9 protein-coding genes are annotated in these 12,815 nt (G+C 55.7%); all 9 read right to left on the reverse strand.

Features of this window, described 5'->3' with window-relative positions:
• Positions 1-140 precede the first annotated feature (140 nt).
• Positions 141-635 (reverse strand): hypothetical protein, encoded by a 495-nt coding sequence (locus ACVOLL_RS19915; protein ID WP_481514468.1) that lies wholly within the window; start codon positions 633-635, stop codon positions 141-143.
• A 47-nt stretch (positions 636-682) separates the two neighbouring features.
• Entirely contained in the window at positions 683-997 is a 315-nt protein-coding gene (locus tag ACVOLL_RS19920; RefSeq protein ID WP_481514469.1) for a DUF1153 domain-containing protein, read from the reverse strand.
• Positions 998-1,849: 852 nt separating this feature from the next.
• The gene (locus ACVOLL_RS19925; protein ID WP_481514470.1) at positions 1,850-2,020 is read right to left on the reverse strand and encodes an integrase core domain-containing protein; all 171 of its coding nucleotides are present in this window, start codon (positions 2,018-2,020) and stop codon (positions 1,850-1,852) included.
• A gap of 669 nt (positions 2,021-2,689) precedes the next feature.
• Entirely contained in the window at positions 2,690-3,364 is a 675-nt protein-coding gene (locus tag ACVOLL_RS19930) for a DDE-type integrase/transposase/recombinase (RefSeq protein WP_481514471.1), read from the reverse strand.
• Complete coding sequence (locus tag ACVOLL_RS19935; RefSeq protein WP_481514472.1) at positions 3,286-3,840, reverse strand: IS3 family transposase; 555 nt, start codon at positions 3,838-3,840, stop codon at positions 3,286-3,288. Before ACVOLL_RS19935 ends, ACVOLL_RS19930 begins: the two co-directional genes overlap by 79 nt.
• Positions 3,841-4,437: 597 nt before the next feature.
• Complete coding sequence (locus tag ACVOLL_RS19940; protein ID WP_099476099.1) at positions 4,438-5,340, reverse strand: plasmid partitioning protein RepB C-terminal domain-containing protein; 903 nt, start codon at positions 5,338-5,340, stop codon at positions 4,438-4,440.
• A complete protein-coding gene (locus tag ACVOLL_RS19945; protein WP_481514473.1) occupies positions 5,337-6,206 on the reverse strand; it encodes a plasmid partitioning protein RepB C-terminal domain-containing protein in 870 nt (289 codons plus the stop codon). The genes ACVOLL_RS19940 and ACVOLL_RS19945 overlap by 4 nt, the downstream gene beginning before the upstream one ends.
• Before the next feature lie 35 nt (positions 6,207-6,241).
• Complete coding sequence (locus ACVOLL_RS19950) at positions 6,242-7,798, reverse strand: recombinase family protein (protein ID WP_481514474.1); 1,557 nt, start codon at positions 7,796-7,798, stop codon at positions 6,242-6,244.
• Positions 7,799-10,782: 2,984 nt separating this feature from the next.
• Positions 10,783-12,815 (reverse strand): pyrroloquinoline quinone-dependent dehydrogenase (locus tag ACVOLL_RS19955; RefSeq protein ID WP_481514475.1); only part of this gene is annotated, 2,033 nt, incomplete at its 5' end.

The raw sequence follows: 12,815 nt of genomic DNA on the forward strand, positions 1-12,815 counted from the left end.
CGTCATTCACGAGTCGGGACAATTCGAGTTGCGTCGATTCATGCACAACGGACAGTTCGGAGCGTGGTATCGGGAACGGCGCAACGCGACCGACCGTTAAACGAAAGCTTCACAGCAGTCGCTCAAGACGTGCCTGCTCGCTACGGACGTCGGCTAAGGGCCGGGTGACGCCCAGAGTCCAATAATGAGCGCGTACTCAGCACCTGCCCCCACGTGGCGGAGGTGATGCTGGCCTTGCCGTCTGTGACAGGTGCCAACCCAACAGTTGCTGGGTATGGCAATCGATCACCAGCGCCATGCTGAGCGACCCGTCTTTCCCTCCCCATACACAGCACACGTCCGTGGCCCAACGCTGGTCCGGAAGTTCGGGGGGGGGGCACCTTGGCTTCGATCCTCGGCCGCTGCCCCAGCGCCCGCTTGCGGACCTGCCAGCCCTTGAGCTGGAAGATGCGCTGCACCGTGTTCTTGTTCACGCCCAACAACGCGGCCACGGTGCGGTAGCCAAACGACGACTCGGCCTCGATCATTTCCTTGATCGGCGCGGCCAGTTCGGGGTTGACCTTCGCCGACGCCCGGGCGAGCTTGTAGTACGTCGTGCGGCGGGCCACCTCAAACCACCGACACCGCTTGGTCATTGGAACGTCAACACCTTCGTCTTTCAGGCCCTGCTGGACCGAGCACATCAGCTCTCGTTCTTTCCCAGCAAGGACGCCAGCTTTTTTCGGGCGCGGATCTCCAACATCGCCTCGCCGTAGGCCTCCTGCAGGCCCTTGAGTTGGCGCTCGTACTGCTCGCGCACGTCCTCGGACTTGGCCCGCAGCGCGTTCTCCATGCCGCGCTCACCATCCCCGACGCAGCTTTCGATCTCGGCTGGAGTCAGGTCGAACTGACGGCTTGCAGTAGCTACCGTCGTCTTGCCCTGTATGATCTCAAGTACCAGCGCCGACTTGCGCCGGGCGGTCCAGCGCTTGATCTCTTCTTCCATCATTTCGCTCATCGGTGTCTCCTTTGGGAAAACTAACACCTGAGCAGGTTTTCAGATGGGTCACTCCCCATCTGACCAGATCAAAAAACCATAATCGTGACTCTAGTTAAGTAGAAAGTGCCGGTTCACGACGAGCTCAAAAGGCGTCACACACGTAGGCTTTGGAACTACGTGGCCGGCGGCGCCGGAGTTTGGGCTCGCAGCGCGGAGTCCCTCCCCGGTGAGAGAGGGACTGGCCCCCACCTGTATGGCGGGCCGGTCATTATAGTGGCGCCAAGCAACCCAAGTAAAACGACAGAGCGCCTATCCGTAGGGATCCTTGGCCATTCAACTAAGACGACACCTTCTCTCGAACCATCTTCACGCGCTTCTCATTGTCCTGAAGCATACTTTCACGAAGGAGACAATCTGGACAGTCTTATGACCTACTTAGCGCTACGAGAACAGTTGGAAATATCTGCTACCGACCTAGTCTCAAGGGCCCATCTCATGTCACCGGAAGATCGCATCCGAGCTCTTCAAGCCATGGATAAACTCGCCAATCACATTGTCCATGTTGCGAAGGATCAATCCGACGGTACGGAGATAGTAGCGTTAGTCGATGCACTACTTCTTAAGGCCCACGCTTACGCGGGGATTATCGAGCAATGCGAACGAGTGATCAGAGGGAATACCTCACATGCGCGTTCTACATGACCTGAGAAGGCTGCATCCATAAAAAAGCCCGGCGAACCGGGCTGCGGTACTACTCCCCATAACGAAGTGAATTCTCTACTAGACCCGTGTAAACGTCAACGCCACTCCACCTGTGAGCTCGACGGAATTCGATGCAAAGCTATAGCCATCTACTGATTTCTGCTCCGATCATTGGATCAGTGCATCGGCGTAAGCCGCGCCCGTGGTCATCATCTTCAGCGCTTGGTGTGGGCGCGGTTGGTTGTAGAAGGCGATCCGGTCAGCAACCACCCACAGGGCGTGGGCTTGGCTTTCGAAGCGGTGCCGATGCACGCATTGCTCTTTCAATGTCCGGATCATCCGCTCTACCATCCTGTTCTGCTGTGGGCAGTGCGGGTGATGAACTCCTGTTTCAAGCCGTAGCTGCTTACCAGCCGGGTGTAATCACGACCTAGTGAGAACCAAAGTCGGTATCCGAGCACAGCAGGAACGGCTGCCGCACTCGGCCCAGCGTTCCGTAGCGCGCAATCAGCGCCCGCTCCAGGGCGGCCGATGCCATACTAGCCTTGCCAGTTCGCGACAGGTGCCGCTGAGAACGCCCCGGCTCCAAGAGCGCTTAGAAACGGGCGCGGGGAGGACCGGTTCAGGCTGGCATATGTTGAACTCGCCCAAGCTACTGATAAACCTCCTGTATCGAGCTTTAGCGTAGTCCGGCCAAGTACCGGGCGGAAGTCATAGTCAAACAAAAAGGCCCGCTGGCTCTTTGCCAGCGGGCCTTTCACGTGGCACACAGGGGGGGGGTGCCACGCCGACAGCATAGCAAGAAGGCGCACTCAGCAATGGTGACTCAAATCACGGTATGTACGATGCGCCTGTCTGGCATAAGCTTAGACATAAACGCTGCGCGAAACACTGTATTAACCGAGACCCTATCGTTCTAACGTAAGACCGATGACTTCCCTGCCACTAACGGGAGATACCGATGTTCAGTGATTGCGATCGGCTGCACATCTACCTTGATCACGAGACTCAGGACCTAGCAATGTCGATTCGATTGCTCTCCCCAGATCTAAGGCAAAAGAAATTACGGCAGCTTGCTGACATGATTGCTGAGATAGCGGCCGCGGCGAATGGGACGCCCGACGAATGCCAAGTACTGGATCGCCTCGACCGCACTACCCAACAAGTTTGGGCGATCATTAGATCTGCGGAAACTAGCGAGAGCACTTCCAATATCTCGTGAGACTGCCTTTCGGCGGATTGGAATTCCCAGTCTTTGGTGGACACCTGATCGAGGGTGGCGATGCGCTGCCTCGAACTCTTCAGGACTGACTCCGCCCAGATGGCTGTGGTGGCGTTTTGGATTGTAAAACCCATCGATGTATTCGGATATGTCCTAGGTCGCCATGTCACGATTTGCGTAGATGCGCGTCTTGATCTGTTCTTTTTTGAACTGCTGAAGAAGGACTCAGCTGCCGCGTTGTCCCAGCAGTTGGCACGTCTGCTCATGCTTGGCTCAAGGTAGTTGTCTTTGCAGAAACGCTGCCATGCATCGCCTCCGTCTTGCGAGCCTTGATCCGAGTGAATCAGGGTTTTGCGACGACATCGGCTGCGCACGGCTTTCATCACGGCACCCAGAACAAGTTCGCGATGAATCGTTGGCCTGACAGCCCAGCCACCAAACCTGCGTGAGAAAAGATCCAAAACAACCGCCAGAGATAGCCAACCCTGCCAGGTGCGATGTAGGTGATATCCGTCACCCATGCCTCGTTCGGGCGCGGTACGGTGAACAGACGCTGGATTAAATTGGGGATCAAGACGTGAGATTTTGACGCGGGGATGTGCCGTAGGCGATAGCCATGCAGCGCGTGCAATCCGCTCACCCGCATCAAGCGAGCAACCCGATGCTTGCTGCATGTCTCCTCGTGCTCCCTCAGGCCGAGAAGCACCCTGGATGCGCCATAAGTTCCGTGGCTGGCGGTAACCCAGGCTCGTATAAAGCGAAGCAACCGTGCCTTTTCTTGCACTCGATTGGAAATCGGATGTTCACGCCATGCGTAGTAGCCGGCCCGAGCAACCCCAAGCAGGCGGCACATCATCTGGATGCTGAATTCGTCTCGATGCGCATCGATGAATTTGTAGGCTTGCCGAGTCTTGTTGGTGATCTTGCCTGCAGACATGACCGTGCCCCAATGCTATCCCCAACAGGAGCTAGCTCTGTCCAGCAAATCCTGGGAACTATACACGGCCGCCGAAGAATCAACACCACAACAAATCGAAAGCAACTTCTAGCGTCCATGCTTCCACTGCCATGTGTTTCGATTTCTTCTGCTTCAGCTTCACATTAGCCAATCTTTAAAACCCAGATATCATCACAATCAGAAAAGCGATAGGAAAAAGTCTCCTGATCTGCCCGCTCCGCGATGTTTCCGGCCTCATCTACCAACTTGGTCAACCGCGACAAAACAGTCATCCGGGGTGCCCTTCTTGCTCTTTGATCTAACTCAAGTGATGCTTGACAAGGCGTCACATTTCGAATTTCCCCCGTGGGACCTTCCAGTACCATGACCATTCTGTTCATCACTCTCCCGTTTGCCTGTCATCCGAACATACGGCATCCTAAGCGCCTTACATATCCGGATACAACACCCCTAAAGCCGGGAAGAGAATCCATCCTTTCTCCTAAGCTGGCGCCTCTCGCACTTGCTGCCTGCACACGGTTTCATCCAGGGGCAGTTTCGCTTTGGCGCTATTCAACTAGGCTCTCATCACATCATCTAGCCATCGCTCAAATGACGGATGTCCGCAATTCGTTGCAACTGCGCTAGATGGTCTGGCCAGTTTTTAGCGAGCCAACCAACCACGACCGCATTGTTGAGCACTATGCTGCTTATATAGTTCTTGATTATCGCCAGCTGAAGACTAGCCGGTCCATAGTCCTCCTCAAGCAGTTTCGTATCTGCCTGCAGCGCGGACAGCTCCCTTTCAAGACGCTGTAAGGCTTCAACGGATGGACCTGAAGCAGATGGTGACGTCGGTAGCGATACCAGTTGATCAGCCGCGGTACTCTGAAGCAGGGCGGCGGCTAGCTTTATCGAGTAGTCTCCAAGATTGATCATCGTCTGCGCTGCATCAATTTGCCGGAAAGCTTTCATTTTCCTTAGCAATCTAAATACTCCTGCCGGAGCGGGCTTGTCTGCCAGTACTGAGACCACCTCTTCACATATGCCATCGAGAAGTCTGAACTTTGCTCCGATTGACGCAGTTGATATGTTGAGAGCACTGGACAGCTGATCGACTGATACACCTCTATCAACGGCTCGAAGGATCATCTTGTGCTCTTGTACTACAGAGAGTCGATTGACCTGTTTGTTATACGTATAGCCCTCATCATCTGTTGCAATCAGGCACGGAGCTTCGACAATTCCCAGATCCTTGAGGGCCTCCAATCTTACTCGCCCGTCGAGAACCAGGAATCGACCAGTTGTCGCACGATCTAACGAAACAACGAGGGGCTCAACTAAGCCAATCGATCTAACTGAGCTCAGAATCTGTCTGTACTTGGCAGAGCTTTTTGTTCCCAATGGAATGGTCACAGGCATATGTATCTGGACGATTGGAATGCTCACGCACTCCTTTTCAAAGCCCAGACGAGCACCGACGACTTTATTCCCACTCATTGCTTAGAGGCTCTAGATGGGAGTAGATCAGCCAGAGGCTGGGGGAGACTGCACAGCCCCTCTTTATGGAGAAGATCACAAAACTCCCGTAAAGCTAACAGCTCCTTGAAAACCTGCCTTGCGAGGAGCACCGATTGCTGGGTGAACTCCGCCTTTTTCTGAATTCGCTGATGCGCCTCCACATCGCGCTTGTACAATTTTGCTAGATCCTCTGGTGTGAGTTTCCGTCGCGGGCTACCACTAACACAGCCCCCAGCTCCCTTTCGACCACTTCTTGCCCTATTCGCAAGTATCTTGCGTACGGTGGTGACCTTTTTCCCCTTCAAATCACCACTCTCATAGGCATCCATCAGCAGCTGCTGAGCCTCACTATCGCTAGCACGAGAGATGCTAACAGCGAGTGCCAGCGAGATATGCCCCGCCTCCACTGCTGCCAGAAGACGCCGCTCACCTCTCCCCATCAGATTGGCAACACTGTTGACCCAAGAGGTCGTGCATCCGAGCTTTCTGCCGATCTCTCCGTCGGAATAACCACGCTCTCGTAGCACCTGAATCTGCTCCATAGTCTCCGCAGCTTTGGGCGTTCTTCGCGCGAGATTTTCAACGATACTCATGACATGCCCCAAGTGCTCATCAACGTCCAGAATGAGCGCTGGAATCTCAGTAAAACCAAGCACCTTGTAGGCCTCCAACCGTCCCTGCCCACATATCAAGGCGTAGGGCTGTGCCGATTCATCGGGTGCCGCCGGCCTCACGCTTATTGGACGCTTTAAGCCAATGGCTTCAATACTCTTTATGATCGCGCGGTGAATGCGTTGGTTACGCACACGAGGATTCGCCACATGAATGTCGTTGAGAGGGATCATCTGCACTGTTGTCCGCCTAGCGACCATGCAACCTCCTAAAGTGCAACCCTACCGGCCAGTACAAAAAACTCGTCCAAAGAATCCATTCGATACGCATCCAGGGAGAAGTCATTGTTGTCCGCGAGAACGACTCCATCTCTACCGAAATCGATTGCGGGCAGGACATAGTAGTCATATGGACGATGATTATCGGAATCCATTCGGACAACCACGGTCAGATCAGGCTTCAGACTTGCATCTAACCGGATTCTCCATCGCCTTGATCCGCCCGACGTAACCCTGCACCGAACGATTACCAGTGAGATCAACAGCTCCCCGTTCAACCAATGCAAGCCCGTCTCTTCGCAGGGTGCTAGCCACCCCCCCTGTTGAGCTACACCATCCGCAACAGACTGCACAGTCTCCGGATGCCGAAGACGAAGTGCCCTATTGATCTCTAGATACGCATAGTCCCGCTTCGGGGAATATCCTACCAAGCTATATACTCGAAGTAGACTTCCAAACCTATAGCGGAAGGCGCTGCTTGAAGGAATATTCTCCTGCTCATCAATCAATATTCCAGAAAGCATCCCGTGCTTTTGGAGAACCTCCCGCAGCGCATCGAGCATCCGTGCGTCACCCCAATGAGCTGAACGCGCAGCAATAATATCCTGGGCTCGTCTAAACAGATCTAATGGCACAACAGCCTCAAATGCATGTGATTTTCTAATCCACGATTCTGGAGGGTTATGCACGTGCCGCAGTTTTAACTTAAAAGATGTTCGATTGTAGACGTTATGACCAATGTACTTCTCATTGGCAAGAACCTGGTGAATCGTAGCCCGGGTCCAAGGAGCCCCTCTTTCGTTTAGCGTCCCTTCTCTGTTTAATATGGAAGCTATCACCCGCTCAGGCATACTTTGGTCGATGAACAATCGATAGATACGGAGAATCGTATCAATCTCATCTGAGGGACCAGGAACCAAGATTACTCGGTCAGTCTGAATGCTTTTCTTCTCCCCTCGACGGAGGAGTCCTTTCGATTGCTGCTGCTCATCCATGAGCTGCCGACGGAGCCCGTAGCCTGGACAGCCTCCCTGACGATAGCCATGACGAACAATGTTACAAGCACCCTTGAATACTTTATCAGATAGCTCCCGGCTATACTCAGCAGCCATGCTACGTTTTAGACCAATCATAACTGTCGAGGAGAGCGACCCATCATTACTGAATGACTCCGCACAGTAAATAACTGGAACACCGTGACGCTTGCACGTATGCACATAGGAGGCCGCCTCATCCGGATCCGGAAATCGTCCCCAGCGACTAACATCGTAGACTAAGATAGCCTGGAACCCCGGAGACGGGTGCTGCACATCTTTCAATAGCGCCTGAAGCGCGATCCGCCCCTTCAGACTGAGCCCGCTTTTCCCGGAATCCTCATATGTCCGCACGACACGCATTCCGTGCGCGGCCGCGTAGCTTGCAATAGCTGCTGCCTGATTCTCAGTCGAATAGCGCTGATGTTCCGTCGACATCCGCATATACTGGGCAACCGGAATCTCTCCTTCGGATGCGTAAGGGATATTGACTGGGGCGCAATGCAAAGACACTCCGGCACTCCCAAAAAATCAATGCACTCACTGACGCTAGTTCACCTGCTTGACATCTTTATGACTGATGGGAGCACCATTGTTAATAGTTCAGCATGAGTGATGTTGCGGATGCCTTGGCTGGGCCCTTGGGCCGACGGATGTGAGTTGGCCCAAGCGGGCTCAATCATGGTGTCGCAGCCGCTTGCAACGGGCGGTTCCGCGCAGCCGTGATGGGTTGGCGCCGGCTCTTGCCACCAGCTCGGCTGCTTCCCGTACCGGCTCCTCCTCGGCATGAACGTAGTACATCAACATCGCCACAGCCTTATGCCCCATCAGCTTCATGCCTTCCGTAATCGGTTCAGGAGCGCACCAACCTGCCGCCCGGCGACATCACGCCAATGCAGAAGCTGGGATTGGCTGCATAACTCCACTTTTGGCCGATCAACAAGAAGATGGAAGCGCCAGTGCTTCATTAAGGTAGAATCTTCCGAAGAAGAATCGGAATTGATCGTAAGAGATTAATAGGCCTGTTTTCTCTCGGCCCATTTCGATCTATGGTAAACATGCGCCCTCCCTACCGGACCGGGCGCAGCTCGAAGACGATAACCGCATTCACAGCTTCTGGTGCAGACATGGACGGCCCGATTGATTCCTGGAAGCTCGAGCTTCAGCCACTAAACGGCGTTCGCCGACTAATTCCATGCGACGTACGATTTTCTCATTCTGAGCTGACTTGCCTTCGCGAGGGCATCTGGCCTAGAGACATCGATGATCGTTGGATGTTCTGGCTCTATGGCCAAACACTACGTTGCTGGCGCTCATGGACAACGCTATGTATTTACGAAGCCGAAGTCGAGAAGCTAGGTGCGAACGGTGGGAGGATCACAGTTCTAAGGGTCTTGGAAGATCCATCTTTGTATATGAAAGCCGTCACTGACGAGATAGAGCTGACCCGCTTCCAAGGCGTGATGATACTGATGAGGCAGATGAGTACTCATAAGACCGAATAACGCAGGAACGTCATACGCTAGTAGCACCAGACATGGGAATCAACATCGTATGACGTCTCTACTCTGGTCGTTCGCCCCCGCTCTCCGTAACGGTGCCAACCAAGACAATGGCGGCGCGACCTCATTGGTGCAGCATGGCTCATCTTCAGGTACTGCTTCTCTAGTTCCTCTGTCAGTCCCTTATCTCACCCGATGCCGTTGGTTGCCGGTGAGGAGATCAACCGCAGCAGGTCGATCGACTTCATGTCCCACGTGCTTTGGGATGGGCGACGGTTCCGGACGTTCAACGTAATGATTTCAGCCGCGAGGGTTTGGCCGAGCGCGACACTGTGAACTGACGCTGGAGCAAATTGGGGATCAAGTGATGAGACCTCTGAACGGGGATATGCCGTATGCGGTAGCCAGATAGCGCGTGCAACCCGCTCTCCTGCATCAATCGACCCGATGTTTGCTGCATGCCTCCCCGTGCTCTCTTACGTCGAGCCCCCCCCCTCCCCAGGGAGACGCCATAAACTCAGTGGCTGGCGGTAAACGATGAACCCATCAAGCGAAGCAGCCGCGCATCTTGTGCTCGATCGGAAACGGGGTACTCACGCCATGCGTAGTAGCCAGCTCGAGTAACCCCGAGCAGGCGACACATCATCTGGTTGCTGAATTCGTCCCGATGTCCATCGATGAATTCGTAAGCCTACCGAGTATTGCTGGTGCCGTTGCGTGCGGACACCGCCGTAATCCCAGGAACTCCACTCAGGACAAAAATCCGAGACTTTCAAGCGCCAGAAGCGAGACCACGGTATTGGAGCGCTCACCGTAGAATTGGCTTACTATCGCTGAGCTTTCATACCCATCGGCTTACTCTATCATCCATATCTACCAATTTACGAACGCTCACCCACCTTAACGTGATAATGAGACGCGGACTGGGCTTGCCCGGTAATTTCGTGTTTTCCGGAGGACGAATGAACGCCTTACCTAGTTATTCAGAACTACGACAGATGGCTGACGCGAAGGGTATCGGCATAGCCACCGCATTTCGCACCAATGGAGATGTAACTCATCAGGTGAGCCTTACACTCCAAGAGTTCGCCGAGACGTATCAACCACTCTTGGTGGACAAGATATATACCGCGATTTTCCTTACCCACAAGAATTGGGTATCGGTCGCCATGCAGAACGCACTTGATCCTGGCAGTGTCAAAGCTGAACCTCCAATAAAAGTGAGCGCATTGGAACACGATCAGATCATCCATCGCAGCAATAGACTCGAACTGAGCGATGACTTATGGCGGGATTACGTATCAGACCTACGGACTGACCGAAGAAGACGCAAATAAATATCGCGAAAGTCTAGCCGACAGCCCTGATCTTAGACGCCCCCTTTAACCTGTATTGATTTTAAGTAACAGTCCAACCTACGAAACGCTAGACACCTGGATAGATAAAATGAATTAGCTGCCATTCCTGCGATTGAAAACGATGGTAGAGACGTTTGAGAAGACAGCCCCCAGCTTGTCACCAGAGGCTCGTATAAAGCAGTTGGAGGCTATTCGAGAGCTCAGTACTCAGGCGACCTCAGTTCGGCCCGACTCGAATATTTTGAGCCAAGAGATGGATATAGACGACCTAGCATTGCGCGCATGCGATGCTGCCGTTGGCTGCGTGGGAAATTTGAGTAACCTACACTTCTTAAAGAATAGTGAGTAGTTCAATGTCAGTGAAGATAACGCAGATACTTTATAACTTCTTGCATTCAGTATCCAAGCCAGCCTAGATACTTCCAATCTTTGGTACCGCCAGAGCTCGACGGGTTTCAGTCGGTCAAAGCCACTGAGTTCCTACATCCTATCCTTCCGTCAGGACCAACCTCTTACCCTTGGCTATTCGGATATTGATCGCTAATTCGTCTGAGAACGAGAGCTCCAACTTTGCACCTTGGCAGTACAAGAGTCCCGGGGTTAACCGGGACTCTCGCATCCATTACCGCCGTGCGGCTTACTTCCTGTCTGGCAGCGCGTAGGCAATCAGATAGTCGCCGACATCCGGCGAATGGCTGGCGCCGCCGGCCGAGATCACCACGTACTGCTTGCCGGTCTTCGGTGACACATAGACCAGTGGCGCAGCCACCGCGCCTACCGGCAGACGCACCTTCCACACTTCCTTGCCGGTGTCCGCGTCCAGCGCACGCAGGTAGTAGTCCTGGCTGCCGGCGAAGAACACCAGGCCCGATGCGGTGGCGGTGGGGCCACCCAGGGTCGGCATGCCGATCGGCATAGGCAGGTGGGTTTTGATGCCCAGCGGACCGGTGTCCTGCACGGTGCCCAGCGGCACCTGCCAGACCAGCTGCTTGCTGGTCAGGTCGATCGCGCTCATGGTGCCGAACGGCGGGGTCGGGCAGGGCACGCCCAGCGGCGACTGCAGGATGTCGATCTTGACGCCGCCATAGGGGCCGGCCAGCTGCGGACGGATGGTGCCCATGAAGCCGGGCACTTCGTCGGTGGATATCTTGTATTTCCTGGCTTCCTCACGGGTCACCAGCGACATCCGCAGCGCCATGCGCATGTCGTTGACGAACATCAGGTTGCGCGTTTCATCAATCGAGATGCCGCCCCAGTTCATGCCGCCCAGCAGGCTCGGCCATTCGATGTAGGGCTGCTCGGTGGGCGGGGTGAACAAGCCCTGGTAGTGCGAGTCCTTGAACTTGATGCGGCAGTAGAGCTGGTCGAACGGGCTCACGCCCCACATCGAGCTTTCAGTCAGCGGCTCGGCACCGATCACCGGCATGCCCACCGACAGCGGTTGGGTCGGCGACAGGCGCTCGCCCTGGGCCTGCGGGCTGGTCGGCACCGGGGTTTCCTTGACCTCGGTGACGAAGGCGCCGGTGCGGCGGTCCATCACGAAGATGTGGCCGGTCTTGGTGGTCTGGATCAGCGCCGGCACCTTCTGGCCCTGCGCATTGGTCACGTCATACAGCACCGGCTGCGAGGGCACGTCGTAGTCCCACACGTCGTGGTGCACCAGCTGCTGGCTCCAGCGCAGCTTGCCGGTGCTGGCGTCCAGCGCCACCACCGAGGAGCCGAACTTCTCCTTCACTGCATTGCGCTCACCGCCCCAGTAATCGGGCGGACCGTTGCCGGTGGGCAGGTAGACCAGGTTCAGTTCGTGGTCGTAGGTGGGGATGGTCCACACATTGGGGGTGGCCAGCTCGAAATCCTGCCCAGGCTGGGCCAGATCATCGGGCTTGCCCACGTCCCAGGCCCAGGCCAGCGTGCCGTCGCGCACGTCGAAGGCGCGCACCACGCCGGAGGGCTCACCCTCCATGATGTCGCGCACCCAGCCGCCGATCACCGCCAGGTGGCCCATCACCACCGGGATCGAGGTCGGGTGGTAGCGCTTGCTGTCCTCGGTGGGGCCCATCTGCGGCTTCAGGTCGACATAGCCGTCGCTGCCGAAGCCCAGGCACAGGCTGCCGGTCTGCGCATCAAGCGCGAACAGGCGGGCGTCCACGGTGGACACCAGGATGCGCTGGCGGCACACCGTGTCGGTGTAGGCGGCCTTGGCGGCGGCTTCCAGGCTGCGGTCCTTGTCGATGTCGTAGTAGCCCACGCCACGGCAGGTCACGTGCTCGGCGGTGCGGGCCTTGGGGTCGAAGCTCCAGATCGCCTTGCCGGTGTCGCCATCAATGGCGGCCACTTTGTTCTCAGGGGTGCAGGAGTACAGGGTGGCGCCGATCTGCAGCGGGGTGTTCTCGTCCACGCCTACCGAGGTGCGGCGGCCGGTGTGGTAGGTCCAGGCCACCTGCAGTTGGTCCACGTTGTCGCGGGTGATCTGCGCGTACGGGGCGAAGCGGGTGCCGGCGGCATTGCGGCCAAAGAACTCCCAGTTGTCCGGATTGCCGTCACCGGGCTTGGCGGCGGCGACGTCCCCCCGGTTTTGAGTAGCACGGCGAATTGGAGTCCAATCCCACCTGACCAGGAGATTGGACGTGAAGAAACGCTTTTCCGAAGAACAGATCATCGGTTTCCTGC

The organism is Stenotrophomonas sp. STEN035 (assembly GCF_056759935.1).

Excerpts from the sequence above, each read along its gene's own strand:
- ACVOLL_RS19915 (WP_481514468.1), bottom strand. The coding sequence starts at position 635 with ATGACCAAGCGGTGTCGGTGGTTTGAGGTGGCCCGCCGCACGACGTAC.
- ACVOLL_RS19925 (WP_481514470.1), bottom strand. The coding sequence starts at position 2,020 with ATGATCCGGACATTGAAAGAGCAATGCGTGCATCGGCACCGCTTCGAA.
- ACVOLL_RS19935 (WP_481514472.1), bottom strand. The coding sequence starts at position 3,840 with ATGTCTGCAGGCAAGATCACCAACAAGACTCGGCAAGCCTACAAATTC.
- ACVOLL_RS19940 (WP_099476099.1), bottom strand. The coding sequence starts at position 5,340 with ATGAGTGGGAATAAAGTCGTCGGTGCTCGTCTGGGCTTTGAAAAGGAG.
- ACVOLL_RS19920 (WP_481514469.1), bottom strand. The coding sequence starts at position 997 with ATGAGCGAAATGATGGAAGAAGAGATCAAGCGCTGGACCGCCCGGCGC.
- ACVOLL_RS19945 (WP_481514473.1), bottom strand. The coding sequence starts at position 6,206 with ATGATCCCTCTCAACGACATTCATGTGGCGAATCCTCGTGTGCGTAAC.